Source organism: Bradyrhizobium sp. CCBAU 051011, from assembly GCF_009930815.1.
Lineage (GTDB): Bacteria > Pseudomonadota > Alphaproteobacteria > Rhizobiales > Xanthobacteraceae > Bradyrhizobium.
On sequence record NZ_CP022222.1, the window covers coordinates 5,188,774 to 5,209,721 of the forward strand.

The window sequence follows — 20,948 nt, forward strand, 5'->3', positions numbered from 1 at the left end:
TCTTCTCACTAGTATCGTCGACATCGAACCGGCAGGGGACAAGCCGGTATGTCGTGGGGTGGGGATATGGGTGCACGCGTACGGGTGGTCGGGACGATCTCGATCTGTCTGGCTCCCGGGCTGGACTGTGCTCAGGCCCAAACCGCACCCGCAGCCAGCGACGTTTTGCCGGCCATCGAGGTCGTAGCGCCGGCGACGAGCGCCAAACCAGCGCGCGCCCGAGGTGCAACTCGGGCGCCCGCAAGGAATGTTCGCAGGGTCTTTGTTTACCCGACCGCGCCTACGCCGACGGTCGGCTCGGGAATGGATGTCGATAAGGTGGCCGCAGCGGTCAATGCCGTCGGTGCCGGGCAGATTGCGCGCACCGGCTCGCTGAACATCGCGGATGCGCTGCAGCAACAGGTGCCGGGTATTGTCATCAGCGATACGACCGGCAACCCGTTCATGCCGGACATACAATTTCGAGGTTTCGTTGCATCTCCCGTCTCGGGCACACCCCAGGGACTGGCGGTTTACCAGAACGGGGTGCGCGTCAACGAAGCGTTCGGCGACACTGTCAATTGGGATTTGATCCCGACTGCCGCGATCAGGTCGGTTACCGTCGTAACCAACAATCCCGCGTTTGGTCTCAATGCCTTGGGCGGTGCCGTCAACGTGCAGATGAAGGACGGCTTCAACTATCAGGGCGGCGAAATCAACACGATGGGCGGCTCGTTCGGCCGCATCCAGAGTTCGGCGCAGTATGGCAAGCAGATCGGCAATTTCTCGGTCTATGGCGCGCTCGAAGGCGTGCGTGACAACGGCTATCGCAATTTTTCGGAATCGGCGATTCGCCGGTTTTACGGTGACGTCGGTTACCGGACCGACAGCAGCGAATTTCACCTCAACGTGGGCGTTGCCAAGAACAATTTCGGCGCGGCGGCGGCCGTTCCGGTCGAACTGCTCCAGAAATATTGGGGGGCGACCTATACGACGCCGCAGACGCACGACAACCGCGTTGCCTACGCCAATCTGACCGGAAAGGTCGAGGTGACGCCGACCTGGACGATCGAAGGCTCGGCGCGCGTCCGCGCGTTCCGGCAGAAGACGGTCGATGGTAATCCGACCGAGACGGCGCCATGTGTTGGCGATCCGACTCTGCTTTGCTTCAACGAAGAAGACACCGTGCCAGGAGCGCCGGCGAACGGGCTCAATGGAGTCCAGCTCGCAAATCCGTTCCCAACCGACGCCGTGCTGGGGCAGATCGACCGGACGACCACCCGTTCGACCACGACCGGGGTGACCCTGCAGGCCACCAATACCGACCAGTTGTTCGGACACAACAACCAGTTCATGGTCGGCACCAGTTTCGATTCCGGCGTCACCCGCTTCGGGGCCAGCGCGGAACTGGGCACGATCGGTTCAAATTACGTCGTCAGCGGTAGCGGCATCTTCCTCGGACCATCAGGCATTCCGATTTCGATCGGTCCGGTCTCGCTTCGCGCCACCAATAAGTACACCGGGTTCTACGCGCTCGACACCTTTGACGTGACGGACGCGTTTTCAATTTCGGGCGGCGGCCGCTTCAACCATGCAAATATCGTCCTTCAGGATCTGATCGGCACCGATCTCAACGGCAATCATACGTTCAGCCGCTTCAATCCGATGATCGGCGGCACCTACAAGATTATGCCTGAACTGACGGCTTATGCCGGGTATTCCGAAGCCAATCGCGCACCCACCCCGCTGGAACTCGCATGCGCCGACCCTGCGCGCCCCTGTATCGCCGCGGCATTCCTCATCGCCGACCCGCCGCTGAAGCAGGTTGTCTCCCGCACCGTCGAGGCCGGCTTCCGCGGCACCAAGGAGCTGAATATCGGCACGCTCGGGTGGAAAGTCGGCGCGTTTCGCGCGACCAATGCCGATGACATCCTGGCGATCCCGAGCCCGGAGTTGCAGGGATTTGGCTATTTCCAGAACGTAGGCCGGACGCGCCGCCAGGGCATCGAAGCCCAGGTCAATCTGACGTCGAAGACGCTGCAGCTCTACGCCAGCTACGCCCTAGTCGATGCGCGCTTCCTCGACGCCCTGCAGATCGGCTCCAATAGCCCATTCGCCGTTGACGACGTAATCCAGGTCCAGCCAGGCAATCGTATACCGGCGATACCTCGCAACCGGGTCAAGGTGGGCATCGACTATTCGGTCACCGACGCCTTCAAGGTCGGGGGCGATGCATTGTTCGTCGGCAGCCAGTATTTTGTGGGCGATGAATCGAACCAGGCCGCGAGGCTGCCCGGGTATTCGGTTTTCAACCTGCACGCCTCGTATCAAATCAACAAGACATTCCAGATCTACGGTCGCGTCGACAATATCTTCGATAATCGCTATGCGACCTACGGGACGTTCTTTGATACTGGTGACGTGCCCAATTTCACCAACGGGGGCGCGGAGTTTACCGATCCGCGTTCGGTCAGCCCGGCGCGGCCGCGCGCGTTCTATGCAGGGCTAAGGGCAACCTTTTAGGTGCGTGATGCGGGTTGTCTCAACCGGGACGTTCGCCTCAGGAAGCATCCAGCGCCGGATCGATGCAATGCGCCTTGTGGATGGTAGAGGGCGCGAAGCCAAAATGCTTCCGGAACACGCGGCTGAAGTGCGACGAGCTGGAAAAGCCCCAGGAAAACGCGACGTCCGTGATCGTCTTTCCATGCTGGGTCTCCAGCTCCTGCCGGCAGTGCAGCAGCCGCGCCCGCCAGATGTAATCGCTGACGGTCATGCCCTTGTCGCTGAACAGCATGTGCAGATAGCGCTTGGTGCAGCCCAGCGCCGCCGAGATCTGGTCGATGCAAAGCTCCGGGTCGCGCAAATGTTCCCGGATGAAAGCCTGGGCGCGGATGTACATTGCTTCGGGACCGACGCGATCGAACATCGTGTCGGCCTCGCGCAACGGCAACAGCAGCAAATCGATCAGCGAATCGGCGACGCCGATGGCGTTGTAGGGCGATAGCCGGTTCGCTTCATCAAACGCGGTGTGCACGAAGTCGTAGGCAATACGGCCGGTGCCGTTACGTGCGGAAAGCTTGCACGGCAACATCTTCGACGTGCGGAAGCCGCGTTCGTGAAGCAGTTCCTTCGGCACGATCACGACCTCGTGCCGGGTCAGCGAGGGGCTGACGATCGTGTGCGGGCAGGAGACGTCATAGGCGAGACAATCGCCGGGCATGATGTCCATGCGCCGGCCGGCCTGTTCGAAATGCGAGATGCCGTAGGTCTGGAACAGTATCTTGACGTAGGGGTGTTCGCTCAGCTTGGTGCCTGAGACCGTGTGCGCGATACGATGCTGGCTTGCCTCGATCTGGCACAGCTTCAACTGCGAGACGGTCGTGTAGTTTATCCGCCCCTCCAGCGAGGAACCTTCCAGCGGATCGACGTCGAACTGACCGCACAGATCCGTCAGCGCATCTGACCAAGTTTGCAGCTGCTTCTTCGGCGCCAACCCGGAAGTGCTGAGTGAGCGGACTGTATCGGACATGGTCGAAGCACCGATTCGAGAACAGGCCACGACCTCGGCAAAAGCTTCGGTCACAGGACGCTACATTTGCCTCGACTTAAGGCGGTCGTGGGGAAGTCGCGCAGATTCTTCCCAATATCCCTTTGACAATCCTCCAACTTAGTTTCGGCTGCGTCAAGGGGAACCTCAGCCTCGGGACGCGCGGGTGCTTGTGGGAACGAGCCCACGATTGATGCTTCGCAGCATGAGAGGGACGGCTCTCGACGTTCCCAAAATTAAAAAGTTTATTGTGTTTCGCTTCTGAGCAAACGCGCTTCGCTCTTGGGCAAGTTTCCCATTTCCGAACGGGATAGGAATAGGGACCAAGAATGGAAAATGGGCCGTCTCGACGGAAACCCTAAACCCTCAATCTGGGAGGAACCACTATGCGCAAAGTGCTATCCGCTGCCTGTCTCGGCGCCGTGGCGGCATTCGCTGCCGGCGTTGCGTATGCCAATGACGAACTGATCAAGATGTCGCAGAACCCAAAGGATTGGGTGATGCCGACGGGCGACTACGCCAATACGCGCTACTCGAAGCTCAACCAGATTACTGCAGCCAACGCCGGCAAGTTGCAGGTCGCATGGTCGTTCTCGACCGGCGTGCTGCGCGGCCACGAGGGCGGACCGCTCATTATCGGCAACATGATGTACGTCCACACACCGTTCCCGAACAAAGTCTATGCTCTTGACCTATCCCAGGAGCAGAAGATCGTTTGGGTATATGAACCCAAACAGGATCCGAACGTCATCCCGGTGATGTGCTGCGACACGGTGAATCGTGGCGTGGCCTACGGCGATGGAAAAATCTTTTTGCACCAGGCCGACACGACCCTTGTCGCCCTCGATGCCAAGACCGGGAAGCTGGTCTGGTCGGTGAAGAACGGAGATCCCAGCAAAGGTGAGACCGGGACGTCGGCACCGATGGTTTTTAAAGACAAGGTCCTCACCGGCATCTCGGGCGGCGAATTCGGCGTTCGTGGTTCGGTGACTGCCTACAGCATCAAGGACGGCAAGCGGGTCTGGCGCGGCTATTCGATGGGACCCGACAGCGACACGCTGATGGATCCGGTGAAGACCACGCATCTAGGTAAGCCGGTCGGTAAGGACTCCGGCATCGATACTTGGCAGGGCGACCAGTGGAAGATCGGCGGCGGACCGACGTGGGGCTGGTATTCTTATGATCCCGAGCTGAACCTGATATATTACGGAACCGGCAACCCCTCGACCTGGAATCCAAAGCAGCGGCCGGGAGACAATCGCTGGTCGATGACCATCTTTGCGCGGGACGCCGACACCGGCATGGCCCGCTGGGTCTATCAGATGACCCCGCACGACGAGTGGGACTACGACGGCGTCAACGAAGTGATCCTCAGCGATCAACAGATCGGCGGTCAAGCGCGTAAGCTACTGACCCATTTCGACCGCAACGGGCTCGCCTATACGATGGACCGCACCAACGGCGAATTGCTGGTGGCGGAGAAGTACGATCCGAAGGTCAACTGGACCAGCGGCGTCGACATGAACAAGAGCTCGCCCACCTATGGTCGACCGAAGGTCGTCGACCAATATTCGACCGACAAGCAGGGCGAGGACGTCAACGTCAAGGGTATCTGCCCGGCCGCGCTCGGCACCAAGGACCAGCAGCCGGCGGCGTATTCGCCGGACACGCAACTGTTCTACGTGCCGACCAACCACGTTTGCATGGACTACGAGCCGTTCAAGGTGAACTACACTGCGGGCCAACCCTATGTCGGGGCGACGCTCTCGATGTATCCGCCTCCTGGCGAAACCCACATGGGCAACTTCATCGCGTGGGACAACAAGACCGGCAAGATCGTGTGGTCGAACAAGGAAATGTTCTCGGTGTGGTCCGGTGCGCTCGCTACCGCCGGCGGCGTGGTGTTCTACGGAACGCTCGAAGGCTACCTGAAGGCGGTCGATGCCAAGACTGGCAAGGAGCTCTACAAGTTCAAGACCCCGTCCGGCATTATCGGGAACGTCACGACCTACGAACAGGGCGGCCGGCAATACGTGGCCGTGCTTTCCGGCGTGGGCGGCTGGGCCGGCATCGGCTTGGCGGCCGGGCTGATGAGCCCGGAGGGTGCCGCTGAATGGCAGGGCGCTGCGGGCCGTGCAGCGGCGGGCCGGGCATTGGAATCCGCCGCGAGGAACGTGGACACCGCCGGCCTCGGCGCCGTCGGCGGTTACGCTGCCCTTAGCAACTACACCGCGCTCGGCGGAACTCTGACCGTATTCGCTCTGCCGCAGTAAGCTGAGCCAACTTCGTTCCGGCGCATGGAGTTGCTCCATGCGCCGGTTCGCCTACCACCGAATCTCGAGGACAAGCTCTTGCGTAAAATCTGGTTTGTGGGTGCTGCGATGATCTTCGTGGTATCAGGAGGAATTTCCTTCGCCGAAAACGCGGTCGACCCGGCTGCCGTCAAATCCGAGGACGGAAAGTACCTCGACAAGGAAGGCAATCCGACCTTCAAGGTTGGGGCCGACGGAACGGTGGATTGGTACACCTACTCCGGTTACCGGCGCTATCACTCGGAATGCCACGTCTGCCATGGCCCCGACGGGATGGGATCGACCTACGCCCCTGGCCTCACGAATTCACTCAAGACCATGAATTACGGCGACTTCGTCGGCGTAGTCGCGAGCGGTCGCAAGAACGGCAACTCCGTCATGCCTGCGCTCGGCGATAATCCGAACGTCGCCTGCTACATGGACGACCTCTACATCTATCTGCGTGCCCGCGCCAATGACGCCGTCGGGCGTGTGCGTCCCGCCAAGAAGGAAGACAAGCCGGAGGCCTACACCCAGGCGGAGAATTCCTGCATGGGCAAGAAATGATCCGTCGGCATGTGCAAAGGACCAGTCACACTGCGTTGTTGCAGCGGCTCGAAAAGCGAAAGTGGAGTTGAAAATGAAGACACGCGCTGCAGTCGCATTCGAAGCCAAGAAGCCGCTTGAAATCGTCGAGGTCGACCTGGAAGGCCCGAAGGCCGGTGAAGTTCTCGTCGAGATCAAGGCGACCGGAATCTGCCACACCGATGCCTATACGCTCGACGGATTCGACAGCGAAGGAATCTTTCCTTCGATCCTCGGTCATGAGGGCGCGGGCATCGTCCGCGAAGTCGGCCCGGGCGTGACGTCGGTCAAGGCCGGCGATCACGTGATTCCGCTGTACACGCCGGAATGTCGCCAGTGCAAAAGCTGCCTGAGCGGCAAGACCAATCTATGCACCGCCATCCGCGCCACCCAGGGCAAGGGGCTGATGCCGGACGGCACCTCGCGCTTCAGCCATAAGGGCAAGCCGATCTTCCATTACATGGGCTGCTCGACGTTCTCGAACTTTACCGTGCTGCCGGAAATCGCGGTGGCGAAGATTCGCGAGGACGCGCCCTTCGACAAGAGCTGCTACATCGGTTGCGGGGTGACGACGGGCGTTGGCGCCGTGGTGAATACCGCCAAGGTGACACCTGGCGCCAACGTCGTCGTTTTCGGTCTCGGCGGCATCGGGCTCAACGTCATCCAGGGCGCGAAGATGGTGGGCGCCGACAAGATCGTCGGCGTCGACATCAACGATGCCAAGGAGGATTGGGGCCGCCGCTTCGGCATGACGCATTTCGTCAATCCGACCAAGGTCAGTGACATCATCCAGCATCTGGTCGGGCTCACCGACGGCGGCGCCGACTACACCTTCGACTGCACCGGCAATACCACCGTGATGCGGCAGGCACTCGAAGCGTGCCATCGCGGCTGGGGCGTCTCCGTCGTGATCGGGGTTGCTGAGTCGGGCAAGGAAATCGCTACCCGGCCGTTCCAGCTCGTGACCGGCCGCGTCTGGAAGGGAACGGCTTTTGGCGGCGCGCGTGGCCGTACGGACGTGCCGAAGATTGTCGACTGGTACATGAACGGAAAGATCGAGATCGATCCGATGATCACGCATGTGCTCAAGCTGGAGGAGATCAATCAGGGATTCGATCTCATGCACCAGGGCAAGTCGATCCGTTCGGTTGTCGTGTTCTGAATAGGGGAACTTCAAACACAAGGAGGAGAGGCCCATGACTGTTCACATCCACCCATCGGTTGACAGCGGCGTAAAACAGGGGACCGGCAGCTTCGCCGGCGGCACCTTGGTCTGCAAGTGCTCGGACAGGCCGGTCAAGGTCGCCATCAAGGGCGACGTTGCCCACAATCACGCTTGCGGCTGCACCAAATGCTGGAAGCCCGAAGGCGCGATCTTCTCCGTTGTCGCCGTCGTTCCGCGCGACAATGTGAAAGTGATCGAGAATGGCGACAAGCTGCAGATCGTCGACCAGGCGGCCACGATCCAGCGCTATGCCTGCAAGGCCTGCGGCACGCATATGTACGGCCGGATCGAGAACACGGGACATCCGTTCTATGGCCTCGATTTCATCCATCCCGAGCTGTTCCAGGAAGGCGGCTCGGCGGCTCCGGGGTTTGCGGCGTTTGTGTCGTCCGTTCTGGAGTCCGGCGTCCAACCAGGGGAGATGGCTGGAATCAGGGCTCGCCTGAAGGAACTCGGACTGGAGCCTTATGACTGCCTGTCGCCGCCATTGATGGATGCGATCTCGAGCCACGTCGCCAAGTCCAAGGCCAAGGCGGCCTAGACAAGGCGAAGCGGGCACTGGCCCGATCTAGCGAGATACCGAACTTGCGCTGATGGCGATCGCCGTCAGCGCAGAAGCAGGGCCACCATGTGGTGCCACTCCTTGGTTGAGCGCCGGCCGGAGAGGGTTGCGCAGCCATCACAGACCCGCGGCATTCCGGCGGGATTGTGCCGCATGTAATTCCCGGACATCGAATCTCGTAGCGGTCTTTGTTCGACCGCCATGCGCAAGACCAGATTGCCTGCGCGTGTAATCGGTCGCATTTGACCAATCGTCTGATTTTGCATGCTGCGGCGCGATGAACCTGTACCGGCGGCCGCGGTGCCGACGTCGGCCCCTCCCTGAAGGTGTTGACCCGTCCAGCGGTTTCCCTTCTATGGACGGTGCTGCCCTGACCGCACACACGCCCCCTCGCGAGGACTCCCACGATGCCGATCGTCACCGACGCTGCTTTCATCCTGCCCGACGATTTCGCCGACGCCGCGCTGATGGGGCGGATCTGGCGTCCCGACCTTGCCGGGCCGTCGGTGGTCGCGATTCGTCAGGACGGCGTGTTCGACGTCACCGACGAATTTCCCACCGCCAGCCAGCTTGCCGCCGTTGCCGATCCGGCCGGGGCGCTGCGTGCTGCGCGTGGCGAGCGGGTTGGCGCGCTGCAGGATCTCCTGAACAATACGCCGCCCGACACCCGCGACCCGGCCAGGCCATGGTTGCTGGCCCCGATCGACCTGCAGGTGATCAAGGCCGCCGGCGTCACCTTCGCCGTCTCGATGCTTGAGCGGGTGATCGAGGAGCGAGCGCGCGGCAATCCGGATTCGGCGGAAGCGATCCGGGCCGAGGTGACGCGGATCGTCGGCACCGATCTGTCGCAATTGAAGCCGGGCTCGGCCGAAGCGCAGCATGTCAAGGACGTGCTGGTTTCGCAGAACGCCTGGAGCCAGTATCTCGAAGTCGGCATCGGGCCGGATGCCGAGGTGTTCACCAAGGCTCCCGTGCTGTCGGCGGTCGGCACCTGCGTGGATGCGGGCCTGCATCCGAAATCGACCTGGAATAATCCAGAGCCCGAGGTGGTGCTGGTGGTAGCCAGCGATGGCCGCATCGTCGGCGCCACACTCGGCAACGATGTCAATCTCCGCGACTTCGAGGGGCGCTCGGCGCTGTTGTTATCCAAGGCGAAGGACAACAACGCGTCCTGTGCCATCGGCCCGTTCGTGCGATTCTTCGACGCGAGCTTCACGCTCGACGACGTCAGGAAGATGGATATCTCGCTGGAAGTGAAGGGACCGGAGGGTTTCGTCCTGCACGGCGCATCCTCGTTGACAAAGATCAGCCGCGATCCGGCCGACATCGTCGGGCAGACGATCAACGAGAACCATCAGTATCCCGACGGCTTCGTGTTGTTCCTCGGCACGATGTTCGCGCCGATCCAGGACCGTTTCGCGAAGGGGCAGGGGTTTACCCACGTGGAAGGCGATCTGGTGACGGTCGCCACGCCGAAACTCGGCCGGCTGACCAACCGCATGCGTCACAGCGGCGATTGTGAACCCTGGCGGTTCGGCCTGACCGAGCTCTTCGCCACGTTGATGCGCCGTAAGGCCGGCCGAAGCAGCAATTAGCGCCCCGAACCACGCCAGCAATTCGGTCTTGGTCGACGAGGGAGGCATTCCGCAGATGGCGAAAATCAGGATCGGCCTGGCCGGCTGCGGCTTCGTGTCCGAGCTGCACATGCATGCCTACCGTCGCGTTTACGGTGTGAACGTTGAGGTCGCCGCTGTTGCTGCGAGAGGCAATCATGTCGTCGAGTTTGCCGGCCGCCACCAGATTCCGACGGTCTATCGCAGCTTTCGCGACCTCATCGCCGATGCTGATCTCGACGTCATCGATATCTGCACGCCGCCCAATCTGCACACCTCGATGATCGTCGAGGCGATGCAGGCCGGCAAACACGTCATCTGCGAAAAGCCGTTCGCCGGCTATTTCGGCCGGGATGGCGACACGGCGCCGATCGGCAAGCATGTGCCGAAGGCATTGATGTATGAGCGCGTGCTGGAGGAAATGGAGAAGACCCGCGCGGCAATCGGCAACACCGGCAAGCTCTTCATGTATGCCGAGGACTGGATCTACGCGCCGGCGGTGACCAAGACTGTGGAGATCCTCAAAGCCACCAGGGACAAGATCCTGTTCATGAAGGGGGAGGAGAGCCACTCCGGCTCGCATGCCGCGCACGCCGCGCAATGGGCGATGACCGGCGGCGGCTCGTTGATCCGGATGGGATGCCATCCATTGTCGGCGGTGCTCTATCTCAAGCAGGTCGAGGCGAAGGCGCGCGGCGAGACGATCGGTGTTGCCAGCGTGACGTGTGACGTCGGCAACGTGACGGCGTGCCTGCGTCCGGACGAACGGACCGCACTCAAGGCCAATCCCGTGGATGTCGAGGATTGGGGCGTGCTCACGGCCACCTTCTCGGACGGTACCAAGGCCACGGTGTTTTCCGGCGACATGATCCTTGGCGGCGTCCGCAACCTGATCGAAACCTATACCAGCAGCGGCTCGCTGTTCGCCAACATCACGCCGAACACGCACATGATGAGCTATCAGACCAGCGAGGAGAAGCTGGCCAACGTCTACATTACTGAAAAAGTCGACCGGAAGACCGGCTGGCAATACATCTGCCTCGAAGAGGAATGGACGCGCGGCTACACGCAGGAAATCCAGGATTTCATGGAATGCGTGGCGACAGGCCGCCAGCCGCTCTCGGATCTGACGCTGGCCTTTGAGACCATCAAGGTCAACTACGCCGGCTATTGGGCGGCGGAGGAGGGGCGGCGCGTGACGCTTTAACGGCAATCTCTCTTCTCGCCTTGTGGGAGAAGGTGGCACGCGCAGCGTGCCGGATGAGGGGTTCTGTCCGCGGACTCAATTGCGAGAGGTTCATTCGCGGAGAGAGATCCGTCGCTCTTCGATGCGAAGCATCGAAGCCACCCTCTCCCAACAGCAAGGGGAGAGGGTGAAAGATCGACCTACGCCGCATACACCGACGATTTCGGCAGCGGGAATACCGGGTCCTGCGTCCTGATATTGGTCGGCCAGACCACCGAGATATGCTCGCCGGCATTCTGCATCACGACAGGGGTCGAGCGCTCGTTCTGGCCGGAGAGCGGCGTGCCGGGCCGATAGAATTTCACGCCATAGCCCTGGATGGTGCCGCCCGGCGGGATATCGACGTCGAGCGCCGCCTTGCGAATGGCTTCGGGATCGAAGCCGCCATACTTCTCCTTGGCCACCGGCAGCACGCTGTTGAGCAGGATCCAGGTCTGATTGAAGCCCATCGAGCAGTGCGGCGGAATATCGGTCGCGTTGGTCTTCTCCTTGTAGCGCGCGATCATCACCTTGGTGAGGTCGCCGATCCCGGGCGCGAGCTTCGAAGCATCGAGCAACTGTGCCGGCACCGGATCGATATTGCAGAAATTGTCGATGTCGGCGCCGAAGGTCGCCCGCAATTTGTCGAGCTGGCTGTAGCCGGCGCCGGCGCCGAACAGCATCTTGAACTTGAGGCCGTTCTCGCGCGCCTGGCGCAGGAACAGGGTGATATCAGGGTTGTATCCCGCGTGCGAGATGACGTCGGCCCTGGCGCGCTTGATCTTGGTTACCAGCACTGAGAGGTCGGGGGCGGATGCAGAATAGCCTTCCTTGAGCACGACCTGCAGGCCGGCCTCCTTCGCATAGGCCTCATCGGCGGCGGCGACACCGACCCCATAAGGACCATCCTCGTGGATCAGCGCGACCTTGACGTCCTTGGGCTCCATGCCGAGCTTCGCCTTGGCGTGCTCAGTGATGAAGCTCGCAAAGGCCTGGCCATATTGGTCGGAATGAATCTGCGCGCGGAAGACGTATTGCAGGTTCTTGTCCTTGAACACGGCGGTCGAAACCGCGGTCGTGATCCAGAGGATCTTCTTCTGCTGCTCGACCTTGGCCGCGAGCGGGACCGCATGCGAACTCGCGTAGACGCCGTTGATGATGTCGATCTTCTCCTGGTCGATCAGGCGATTGGCCTCGTTGATCGCGACATCGGGCTTGCTCTGGGAATCCGCGGCGATGGCGGCAACCTTGTACTTGCCGCCGACGCCACCCTTTTCGTTGACGAGGTCGATGGCGATCTGCGCACCGATCGAGGACGCGACGGAGCCGCCCGCGGCAAAGGGACCGGTCAGATCGTAAATCAGACCGATGCGGACCGTCTCGGCTTGCGCCTGCGCGCGGGTCCAATCGAAGGTGAATGCAGCGGCGGCAGCCGCAGAAGTCTTCAGCAGTGTTCTGCGTGAAGTCGGCATCGTGTCCTCCCTTTTTTATCTGTTTTATCTGTCGCCGGGACAGCTTGTCTGCGCTTTTTGCCAAGTATTTGGAGAAGAGGACAGGATGTCAACCTGTCGGCGACTGCTGCTTGATTAGGTCCGGTGGCGTGCCGGGAGGGAGGTACTCAGACTTTCGTCTCATCGCACCATCCAGGGCCGATGATCGGCATTCCGCAGTCTTTATTGGCTGCTCGGGCAACGTCACCGCCGCTTGCCGCGCGCCGACGTCCGGGTGATCCTGATCCTGCCCTGGGTTCGCGGCAGGAATTGCGCGCCGCGGGCGCTGAGGAAGTCCAGCATGGCGCGCGCCGGGGGCAGAAGGATCTTGTCCTTGCGGGAGAGGGCGAACCATTGCCTGACAATGGGAAGGCCGACTACATCCAGCGTGACCAGCCGTCGCTCGTCGAGTTCGGTGGCGACCGTATGCGCGGAAATAAATGCAATGCCGAGTCCGGCGATCACCGCCTGCTTGATCGTCTCATTGCTGCTCATCGCCATGCCGATGTTCGGGCGAATCCCTGCCGTCTCGAACAGTTGCTCCATCAGGCCGCGCGTCCCCGAGCCGGGCTCGCGCATCAGGAACGTCTCGTTGGCGAGGTCGCTCAGCGCAATGCGCGACTTTCGCGCCAGGCGATGGCTGGTCGGCGCGATAATGACATGCGGATGATCGCCGATCGGATGGACGTCCATCTCGATGTCGGCCGGGGGGCGGCCCATGATCGCGAAGTCGAGATCGTAGCCGCGTAGTGCGGTGCCGATCTCCTGGCGGTTTCCGATCGAGAGCGTGACATCGATATTCGGATGCCGTTTCGAAAATCCCGAGATCATGAACGGCACGAAATATTTCGCAGTACTGACCGCGCCGATCGAGATGCGCCCTGCCGTTTTGCCTGCGATCATCTCCAGCGAGGTTTCGCAGTCTGCAATCGCCGCTTCGATGCGCTCCGAAAGCGTCAGCACCTCGCGCCCGGCGTCGGTCAGCAGCATGCCGTCATTGGTGCGCTGGATCAGCGGCACACCCGCAATCTCCTGCAGATTGCGGATCTGCAACGTGACCGCCGGCTGCGTCAGATGCAGTCGCTTCGCGGCCGCGGTAACCGACCGATCGCTGTGAACGGCTGCCAGCGCGCGCAACTGGCGAATGGTCAATTCTCGCCGAAACCTGTTTGCCATGGGCCTGTCCAATATAAGAAAAACTTTGGCAAAGCCAAAGATAAGAAAATTTCACTAATTTTGCAAACTGGGTTGTTGTTAGGCGCGGAGTGCGGATGGGCACGACGCTTTGCAATCGCCCCGAAAGCGGGCGCCAAACGGGGAACGGCCATGGGCGCACGCGTGACCTTGTGCTCGCATCTTGATCAAACGGGGTCGGAGACACCGGTCGGGCCGGCCGTGTCCACCGTGATTGAGGCGATCGCTGCTGCGGCGATCGGCCTTGCCGATCTCATTGCCGACGGACCGTTGGCGGGCATTACCGGGAAAACCGATAGCGTCAATTCCGACGGCGATTTTCAGAGAGACATCGATCTCGCCGCCGACGGAATGATGCGCGCAGCGTTGCGCAAGTCGCCGGTCGCCGCCGTTCTATCAGAGGAATCGGAACTGCCGGAAGTGTTCGATGCCGGGGCATCGCTCTGCGTCGCGATCGATCCGCTCGACGGGTCCGCCAACCTCGAAAACAACATTTCCGTCGGAACCATCTTTTCGATCCGCTCGCGCGGCAACGACATCGTCTCCACTTTCTTCGAGCCCGGCACGGCGCAGTGCGCGGCAGGCTTCGTGGTCTATGGCCCGCAAACCACGCTGGTGCTGGCGTTCGACGAGCGCGTCGACATCTTCATTCTGGACCGGCGCGCGAGGGAATTCCTGCTGATCGCGCGCCGCGTCAGGATCGCGCCCGACACGCCCGAATTCGCCATCAATGCCTCGAACCGCCGGCACTGGCACGGACCGGTGCGGACCTATATCGACGAGTGCCTGGCCGGCACCAACGGCAGCTGCGCGGCCGATTTCAACATGCGCTGGATCGGCTCGCTGGTTGCGGAGTCGCTTCGCATTCTCGTTCGCGGCGGGGTGTTCCTGTATCCGGCGGATGCGCGACCGGCCTATCGCGAGGGACGTCTTCGCCTGCTTTACGAGGCGCATCCGATGGCACTGGTGATGGAGTGGGCGGGCGGTGCCGCGACCACCGGCCGCCGCCGCATCCTCGAATTGTCGGCGAAAACGCCGCACCAGCGGGTGCCGCTGATCATGGGGTCGATGCGCGGCGTTCGCGACGTCACCGCCATTCATGAAGGCACCCAGCCGATGTTCGACAACAGCGACGCGCCGCTATTCGCGCGGCGTGGCCTGTTTCGCTGACAGGGAAGAGCGCAGATGTCACGCAGCTACCCCATCATATCGATTACGGGTTCATCGGGCGCCGGCACGACGTCGGTGAAGAAGACGTTTGAAAACATCTTCCGCCGCGAGAACGTCGCCGCCGCCTATGTCGAGGGTGACGCCTTCCATCGCTACAACCGCTTTGAGATGCGCACGAAAATGGCCGAGGAAGCCGAGCGCGGCAACAAGCATTTCAGCCATTTCAGCCCGGAAACCAACCTGTTCGAAGAGCTGGAGAAGCTGTTTCGCGACTACGGCGAGTCCGGGACCGGCACCACGCGGCACTACGTCCATGACGATGAGGAAGCAAGACTGTACGGCGCAAAGCCGGGCACATTCACCGAATGGGCGCCGCTGCCGGAAAATTCCGATCTGTTGTTCTATGAGGGACTGCATGGCGCTGTCGTGACCGACAAGGTCAACATCGCGCAACATGCCGACCTCAAGATCGGCGTCGTTCCCGTCATCAATCTGGAATGGATCCAAAAGCTGCATCGCGATCGCCGCGACCGCGGTTACACCGCAGAAGCGGTGACCGACACGATCCTGCGGCGGATGCCTGACTACGTGAACTATATCTGTCCGCAGTTCACCGAGACCGACATCAATTTCCAGCGGGTGCCGACCGTCGACACCTCGAATCCCTTCATCGCGCGTTGGATACCGACGCCGGACGAATCGATGGTGGTGATCCGGCTGAAGAATCCGCGCGGCATCGATTTTCCCTATCTGCTGTCGATGATCCCAAACAGCTTCATGTCGCGCGCCAATTCGATCGTGATCCATGGCTCGAAGCTCGACCTCGCCATGCAGCTCATCCTCACCCCGCTGATCCTGCAACTGATGGAACGTAAGAGGCGCATGATATGACCGATCTAGCTCTATCCCGCGTTGCCAACGATTCGACTGTTTCGCACGCGGAAATGGCGAACGCGATCCGCTTCCTGGCCATCGACGCCGTCGAGAAGGCGAAGTCCGGCCATCCCGGCATGCCGATGGGAATGGCGGACGTCGCCACTGTGCTGTTCTCGCGTTTCCTCAAATTCGATGCCGCCGATCCGGCGTGGCCGGATCGCGACCGGTTCGTGCTGTCGGCCGGTCACGGCTCGATGCTCTTATATGCGCTGCTGAACCTGACCGGCTACGAGGGCGTGACGGCGGACGAACTGAAGGCGTTCAGGCAATGGGGATCGAAAACCCCTGGTCATCCCGAGTACGGACATACGCCCGGCGTTGAGACGACCACGGGCCCGCTGGGGCAGGGCATTGCCACAGCGGTCGGCATGGCGCTGGCGGAGCGCCTGATGAACGCGCGCTTCGGCGACGACCTCGTCGATCACTATACTTATGTGATCGCCGGCGACGGCTGTCTGATGGAGGGTCTCAGCCACGAAGCGATTTCGCTGGCGGGACATCTCAGGCTCAGCCGGTTGATCGTGCTCTATGATGACAACGAGATTTCGATCGACGGCGCCACGTCGTTGTCATGCTCGGATGACCAGCTTGCGCGCTTCAAGGCGTCCGGCTGGTCAGCGGTCCGGATCGATGGCCATGACCCCGAAGCGATTGCGGCAGCGATCCGTCGCGCCCGGCAGAGCGACCGGCCATCCCTGATTGCTTGCCGTACGGTGATCGGTTTCGGCGCGCCGAATCGGCAGGGCACCGAAAAGGCGCATGGCGCGCCGCTCGGAGCCGATGAAGTCGGGAAAACGCGCGGCGCGTTGAACTGGCCGCATGCGCCATTTGAGGTTCCGGAAGCCGTCATCGATGCCTGGCGCGAAATAGGTGCGCAGGGACATGCCTCTCGGCGCGCCTGGGTCGAGCGGAGCAGGCGGGTCAATTCGGCGGGACGGTCGCCGTTTCACGATGCGCTGAACCGGAATTTGCCCTGCGGATATGCCGACGTCATGGCGCAACTACGGGTCCGGTTCGGCAGCGAGCGGCCGCGGGTCGCCACCCGGCAGGCGTCGCAAACGGTGATCGACGCGATCGCCGAAGCGCTGCCGAATCTCCTCGGCGGCTCGGCTGATCTCACCCATTCGAACCTGACGCGCGCCAAGACGCAGCAATCGGTGCGGGCCGATAGGCTCGAAGGCAGCTATATTCATTACGGTGTCCGCGAACATGCGATGGCTGCCGCGATGAACGGCATCGCGCTGCATGGCGGCTTCATTCCCTATGGCGGCACGTTTCTCAGCTTCGCTGATTACAGCCGCCCGGCGATCAGGCTGGCGGCGCTGATGGGCATCCGCGTCATCCATGTCATGACGCATGACTCGATCGGCCTGGGTGAGGACGGTCCGACGCATCAGCCCGTCGAGCATCTGGCGTCGCTGCGGGCCATCCCGAACTTGCTGGTATTTCGGCCCGGCGATGCCGTCGAGACCGCGGAGGCGTGGGATTGTGCATTGCGGCAGCTCAGCGCTCCGTCCGTGCTGTGCCTGTCGCGGCAGGCGGTCCCGACGTTCCGTGAAGTCACTGACCAAACCAATCTGGTCGCGTTCGGCGCTTACGTCGTCGTTGAACCGGAGGCCGGCCGCGACGTCACTCTGATCGCAACGGGTTCCGAAGTATCGATCGCGCTCGAGGCGGCAAGATTGCTCGAGAAGGACAACGTCCGCGCCGCGGTGGTCTCGGCGCCGTGCTTCGATCTGTTTCGCCAGCAATCCCGCGAATATCGGACCGCCGTTCTGGGTCGCGTTCCAAGGGTAGGCGTTGAGGCCGCGGTCGAAGGCGACTGGGCCCACTGGCTTGGCGATCGCGGCGAATTCGTCGGCATGACCGGCTTTGGAGCATCCGCGCCGGCCGAGACGCTCTACCGCGAGTTCGGCATTACGCCGCAGGCGGTTGCGACCGCCGCCATGCGTTGCCTGGCCCGAACCAGAATGACGGAGACCTACGCATGATGATGAACGTAACGCCGAACCAGAAAAGGAGGCGCCGATGGCCAGAATCACGTTGAGGCAATTGCTGGATCATGCCGCCGAGCACGGCTACGGCGTGCCGGCATTCAACATCAATAATATGGAGCAGGGGCTCGCGATCATGGAAGCGGCTGCGGATGCGGATGCGCCCGTGATCATCCAGGCCTCGCGGGGGGCGCGCTCCTACGCCAATGACATCATGCTGTCGAGGATGATCGACGCGCTGGAGGAGATGCATCCGCAGATTCCGATCTGCCTGCATCAGGACCATGGCAACGAGGAGTCGACCTGCGCCACCGCGCTTCAGCATGGCTTCACCTCCGTGATGATGGACGGCTCGCTGAAGGCGGACGCCAAGACCGCGGCGGATTACGACTACAATGTCGACATTACCCGCCGCGTCGTCGAGCTGGCGCATTGGATCGGCGCGTCGGTGGAGGGTGAACTCGGCGTGCTCGGCTCGCTCGAACATGGCGGCGGCGAACAGGAGGACGGTCACGGTGTCGAAGGCGAGGTCAGCCACGATCAATTGCTGACCGATCCCGACCAGGCCGTCGACTTCGTTCGCGCCACCAAGGTCGATGCGCTGGCGATCGCGATGGGCACCTCGCACGGCGCCTATAAATTCTCGCGCAAGCCGGACGGCGACATCCTTGCCATGAGGGTGGTGGAGGAAATCCATCGCCGGCTGCCCAATACGCATCTGGTGATGCACGGTTCGTCCTCGGTGCCGCAGCCATTGCAGGACGCCTTCAATGCATTCGGCGGCGAGATGCCGCAGACCTGGGGCGTGCCGGTCGAGGAAATCGTCCGCGGCATCAGGCACGGCGTGCGCAAGGTCAATATCGACACCGATTGCCGGCTGGCGATGACGGCGGCGTTCCGCAAGGTCGCAGCGCAAAGCAAAAGCGAATTCGATCCGCGAAAATTCCTCAAGCCGGCGATGGATGCACTGCGTGACCTTTGCCGTGAACGGTTCGAGCAATTCGGCACGGCGGGCCATGCCTCGCAAATCAAGGTCATTCCATTGGCCGAGATGGCCCGGCGCTATCGCTCCGGCGCGCTCGATCCAAGGATGGGAGGGATGGCCGATGCCGCAGAATGACCTGACGACGCGTTCGATCCCGACCAGTCGCCGCACACCAGCCAAGGAGGCCGATATGAACATGCACTCGATGACTATCCGCGGCAAGGATCGCTACAAATCCGGCGTCCTCGAATACAAGAAGATGGGCTATTGGGAGCCTGACTACCAGCCCAAGGACACCGATATCATCGCGCTGTTCCGCGTCACGCCGCAGGACGGGGTCGATCCGATCGAGGCGTCGGCGGCGGTCGCCGGCGAATCCTCGACCGCGACCTGGACCGTGGTGTGGACCGACCGGCTGACGGCAGCGGAGAAATATCGCGCAAAATGCTACCGCGTCGACCCCGTGCCGAATGCGCCGGGACAGTATTTTGCCTACATCGCCTACGATCTCGACCTGTTCGAGCCCGGATCGATCGCCAATTTGTCGGCCTCGATCATCGGCAACGTGTTCGGCTTCAAGCCGCTAAAGGCGCTGCGGCTGGAGGACATGCGGTTACCGGTGGCCTACGTCAAGACATTCCAGGGGCCGGCGACCGGCATCGTCGTGGAGCGCGAGCGCATGGATAAGTTCGGCCGTCCGCTGCTGGGCGCCACCGTGAAGCCGAAACTTGGCCTCTCGGGGCGCAACTATGGACGCGTGGTCTACGAGGCGCTGAAAGGCGGTCTCGACTTCACCAAGGACGACGAGAACATCAACTCACAGCCATTCATGCACTGGCGCGAGCGGTTTCTGTACTGCATGGAGGCCGTCAACAAGGCGCAGGCAGCATCCGGCGAGATCAAGGGCACCTATCTCAACGTCACCGCCGGCACCATGGAGGACATGTACGAGCGCGCCGAGTTCGCCAAGGAGCTCGGATCGGTCATTATCATGATCGACCTGGTGATCGGCTACACCGCGATCCAGTCGATGGCCAAGTGGGCGCGGCGCAACGATATGATCCTGCATCTGCACCGGGCAGGGCATTCCACCTATACGAGGCAGCGCAGCCACGGTGTCTCGTTCCGTGTTATCGCGAAATGGATGCGGCTCGCGGGTGTCGATCACATTCATGCCGGCACGGTGGTCGGCAAGCTGGAAGGAGATCCCGCGACCACCCGCGGCTATTACGACATCTGCCGCGAGGACTATAACCCAGCGCGGCTCGAACATGGCGTGTTCTTCGACCAGCATTGGGCGAGCCTCAACAAGATGATGCCGGTGGCGTCGGGCGGCATTCATGCCGGCCAGATGCACCAGTTGCTGGACCATCTCGGCGAGGACGTGGTGCTGCAGTTCGGCGGCGGCACCATCGGTCATCCGATGGGCATCCAGGCCGGCGCCACCGCCAACCGGGTGGCGCTGGAAGCGATGATCCTCGCGCGCAACGAGGGCCGCGACTACCTGCACGAGGGACCCGAGATTCTCGCCAAGGCAGCGGCGACCTGTACGCCGCTAAAGGCCGCGCTCGAAGTCTGGAAGGACGTCACCTTCAACTACGAATCAACAGACATGCCGGACTATGTGCCGACCGCCAGCGTCGCGATGTAAGGAGAGAAGATCATGCGTATCACTCAGGGATGTTTTTCGTTTCTGCCTGATCTTACCGATGAGCAGATCACCCGGCAGGTGCAGTATTGCCTCGGCAAGGGATGGGCGGTGAACATCGAATTCACCGACGATCCGCACCCGCGCAATAATTTTTGGGAGATGTGGGGCCTGCCGATGTTCGACCTGCCCGATGCCGCGGGCGTGCTGATGGAACTCAACGAGTGCCGCAAGGTCTATGGCGATCGCTACATCCGGATGTCGGCCTACGATTCCAGCCATGGCTGGGAGTCGCTGCGGCTGTCGTTCATCGTCAACCGGCCGAAGGATGAGCCCGGCTTCCGCCTCGAACGCCACGAGATGGCCGGCCGCAACATCAGGTACACGACGACATCCTATGCCGCCGACCGCCCGGAGGGCCGGCGCTACGGGTAAACAACTCCTCGGGCCGGCGGACGAGTTCTCCCTGATCGTTGCTGCGTTCGCCGGAACTGCTCCGTCGCT

The 20,948-nt window shown here is 61.8% G+C and carries 16 protein-coding genes; 13 read left to right on the forward strand and 3 right to left on the reverse strand.

Annotated features, from left to right (window positions below; all coding sequences use genetic code 11):
* The first annotated feature begins 48 nt into the window (after window positions 1–48).
* Window positions 49–2,502, forward strand: coding sequence for a TonB-dependent receptor (locus tag ACH79_RS24225; protein ID WP_161853259.1), 2,454 nt, complete (start codon window positions 49–51; stop codon window positions 2,500–2,502).
* A gap of 37 nt (window positions 2,503–2,539) precedes the next feature.
* Here the strand turns inward: ACH79_RS24225 and ACH79_RS24230 are convergent, their stop codons facing one another.
* On the reverse strand, window positions 2,540–3,508 hold the full coding sequence (locus tag ACH79_RS24230) for a helix-turn-helix domain-containing protein (protein WP_161853260.1): 969 nt from the start codon (window positions 3,506–3,508) through the stop codon (window positions 2,540–2,542).
* A gap of 404 nt (window positions 3,509–3,912) precedes the next feature.
* On the opposite strand from ACH79_RS24230, the gene xoxF5 reads away from it, so the two are divergent.
* The 6 genes from xoxF5 to ACH79_RS24260 all read left to right on the forward strand — a co-directional run bounded on the left by xoxF5 (window position 3,913) and on the right by ACH79_RS24260 (window position 11,009).
* Window positions 3,913–5,799, forward strand: coding sequence for a lanthanide-dependent methanol dehydrogenase XoxF5 (gene xoxF5 / locus ACH79_RS24235; protein ID WP_161853261.1), 1,887 nt, complete (start codon window positions 3,913–3,915; stop codon window positions 5,797–5,799).
* Between the two features lie 108 nt (window positions 5,800–5,907).
* Window positions 5,908–6,384 (forward strand): c-type cytochrome, methanol metabolism-related, encoded by a 477-nt coding sequence (locus ACH79_RS24240; RefSeq protein WP_161856527.1) that lies wholly within the window; start codon window positions 5,908–5,910, stop codon window positions 6,382–6,384.
* Between the two features lie 73 nt (window positions 6,385–6,457).
* Window positions 6,458–7,564, forward strand: a complete 1,107-nt coding sequence (locus ACH79_RS24245; protein WP_161853262.1) for an S-(hydroxymethyl)glutathione dehydrogenase/class III alcohol dehydrogenase — start codon at window positions 6,458–6,460, stop codon at window positions 7,562–7,564.
* Between the two features lie 34 nt (window positions 7,565–7,598).
* Window positions 7,599–8,168 carry an S-(hydroxymethyl)glutathione synthase gene (gene gfa / locus ACH79_RS24250; RefSeq protein WP_161853263.1) on the forward strand — a complete coding sequence of 190 codons (570 nt, stop codon included), beginning with the start codon at window positions 7,599–7,601 and terminating at the stop codon, window positions 8,166–8,168.
* Window positions 8,169–8,596: 428 nt separating this feature from the next.
* Window positions 8,597–9,784, forward strand: a complete 1,188-nt coding sequence (locus tag ACH79_RS24255) for a fumarylacetoacetate hydrolase family protein (protein WP_161853264.1) — start codon at window positions 8,597–8,599, stop codon at window positions 9,782–9,784.
* A 55-nt stretch (window positions 9,785–9,839) separates the two neighbouring features.
* Entirely contained in the window at window positions 9,840–11,009 is a 1,170-nt protein-coding gene (locus ACH79_RS24260) for a Gfo/Idh/MocA family protein (RefSeq protein WP_161853265.1), read from the forward strand.
* Between the two features lie 179 nt (window positions 11,010–11,188).
* Here ACH79_RS24260 and ACH79_RS24265 read toward each other — a convergent pair whose 3' ends face one another.
* Together ACH79_RS24265 and ACH79_RS24270 are read right to left on the reverse strand one after the other, a co-directional pair.
* On the reverse strand, window positions 11,189–12,499 hold the full coding sequence (locus ACH79_RS24265; RefSeq protein WP_161853266.1) for an ABC transporter substrate-binding protein: 1,311 nt from the start codon (window positions 12,497–12,499) through the stop codon (window positions 11,189–11,191).
* 222 nt (window positions 12,500–12,721) lie between these two features.
* Window positions 12,722–13,693 carry a LysR family transcriptional regulator gene (locus tag ACH79_RS24270; protein WP_161853267.1) on the reverse strand — a complete coding sequence of 324 codons (972 nt, stop codon included), beginning with the start codon at window positions 13,691–13,693 and terminating at the stop codon, window positions 12,722–12,724.
* A gap of 150 nt (window positions 13,694–13,843) precedes the next feature.
* Here ACH79_RS24270 and ACH79_RS24275 point away from each other — a divergent pair, with 150 nt between their 5' ends.
* The 6 genes from ACH79_RS24275 to ACH79_RS24300 are packed head-to-tail and all read left to right on the forward strand — an operon-like array spanning window position 13,844 to window position 20,879.
* Window positions 13,844–14,881, forward strand: coding sequence for a class 1 fructose-bisphosphatase (locus ACH79_RS24275; protein WP_161853268.1), 1,038 nt, complete (start codon window positions 13,844–13,846; stop codon window positions 14,879–14,881).
* Window positions 14,882–14,896: 15 nt separating this feature from the next.
* A complete protein-coding gene (locus tag ACH79_RS24280) occupies window positions 14,897–15,772 on the forward strand; it encodes a phosphoribulokinase (protein ID WP_057857681.1) in 876 nt (291 codons plus the stop codon).
* Window positions 15,769–17,808 carry a transketolase gene (gene tkt, locus ACH79_RS24285; protein WP_161853269.1) on the forward strand — a complete coding sequence of 680 codons (2,040 nt, stop codon included), beginning with the start codon at window positions 15,769–15,771 and terminating at the stop codon, window positions 17,806–17,808. The genes ACH79_RS24280 and tkt overlap by 4 nt, the downstream gene beginning before the upstream one ends.
* Window positions 17,809–17,845: 37 nt before the next feature.
* Window positions 17,846–18,931, forward strand: a complete 1,086-nt coding sequence (gene fba, locus ACH79_RS24290) for a class II fructose-bisphosphate aldolase (RefSeq protein ID WP_161853270.1) — start codon at window positions 17,846–17,848, stop codon at window positions 18,929–18,931.
* Window positions 18,932–18,986: 55 nt separating this feature from the next.
* Complete coding sequence (locus ACH79_RS24295) at window positions 18,987–20,447, forward strand: form I ribulose bisphosphate carboxylase large subunit (RefSeq protein ID WP_161856528.1); 1,461 nt, start codon at window positions 18,987–18,989, stop codon at window positions 20,445–20,447.
* Window positions 20,448–20,459: 12 nt separating this feature from the next.
* The gene (locus tag ACH79_RS24300; protein ID WP_161853271.1) at window positions 20,460–20,879 is read left to right on the forward strand and encodes a ribulose bisphosphate carboxylase small subunit; all 420 of its coding nucleotides are present in this window, start codon (window positions 20,460–20,462) and stop codon (window positions 20,877–20,879) included.
* Window positions 20,880–20,948 lie beyond the last annotated feature (69 nt).

Bases quoted from the DNA above. Each gene is read 5' to 3' on its own strand.
- tkt (WP_161853269.1), top strand. From the start codon at position 15,769: ATGACCGATCTAGCTCTATCCCGCGTTGCCAACGATTCGACTGTTTCG.
- ACH79_RS24265 (WP_161853266.1), bottom strand. From the start codon at position 12,499: ATGCCGACTTCACGCAGAACACTGCTGAAGACTTCTGCGGCTGCCGCC.
- ACH79_RS24230 (WP_161853260.1), bottom strand. From the start codon at position 3,508: ATGTCCGATACAGTCCGCTCACTCAGCACTTCCGGGTTGGCGCCGAAG.
- ACH79_RS24280 (WP_057857681.1), top strand. From the start codon at position 14,897: ATGTCACGCAGCTACCCCATCATATCGATTACGGGTTCATCGGGCGCC.
- ACH79_RS24240 (WP_161856527.1), top strand. From the start codon at position 5,908: ATGATCTTCGTGGTATCAGGAGGAATTTCCTTCGCCGAAAACGCGGTC.
- xoxF5 (WP_161853261.1), top strand. From the start codon at position 3,913: ATGCGCAAAGTGCTATCCGCTGCCTGTCTCGGCGCCGTGGCGGCATTC.
- ACH79_RS24255 (WP_161853264.1), top strand. From the start codon at position 8,597: ATGCCGATCGTCACCGACGCTGCTTTCATCCTGCCCGACGATTTCGCC.
- fba (WP_161853270.1), top strand. From the start codon at position 17,846: ATGGCCAGAATCACGTTGAGGCAATTGCTGGATCATGCCGCCGAGCAC.
- ACH79_RS24270 (WP_161853267.1), bottom strand. From the start codon at position 13,693: ATGGCAAACAGGTTTCGGCGAGAATTGACCATTCGCCAGTTGCGCGCG.
- gfa (WP_161853263.1), top strand. From the start codon at position 7,599: ATGACTGTTCACATCCACCCATCGGTTGACAGCGGCGTAAAACAGGGG.
- ACH79_RS24275 (WP_161853268.1), top strand. From the start codon at position 13,844: ATGGGCGCACGCGTGACCTTGTGCTCGCATCTTGATCAAACGGGGTCG.
- ACH79_RS24245 (WP_161853262.1), top strand. From the start codon at position 6,458: ATGAAGACACGCGCTGCAGTCGCATTCGAAGCCAAGAAGCCGCTTGAA.
- ACH79_RS24295 (WP_161856528.1), top strand. From the start codon at position 18,987: ATGAACATGCACTCGATGACTATCCGCGGCAAGGATCGCTACAAATCC.
- ACH79_RS24225 (WP_161853259.1), top strand. From the start codon at position 49: ATGTCGTGGGGTGGGGATATGGGTGCACGCGTACGGGTGGTCGGGACG.
- ACH79_RS24260 (WP_161853265.1), top strand. From the start codon at position 9,840: ATGGCGAAAATCAGGATCGGCCTGGCCGGCTGCGGCTTCGTGTCCGAG.
- ACH79_RS24300 (WP_161853271.1), top strand. From the start codon at position 20,460: ATGCGTATCACTCAGGGATGTTTTTCGTTTCTGCCTGATCTTACCGAT.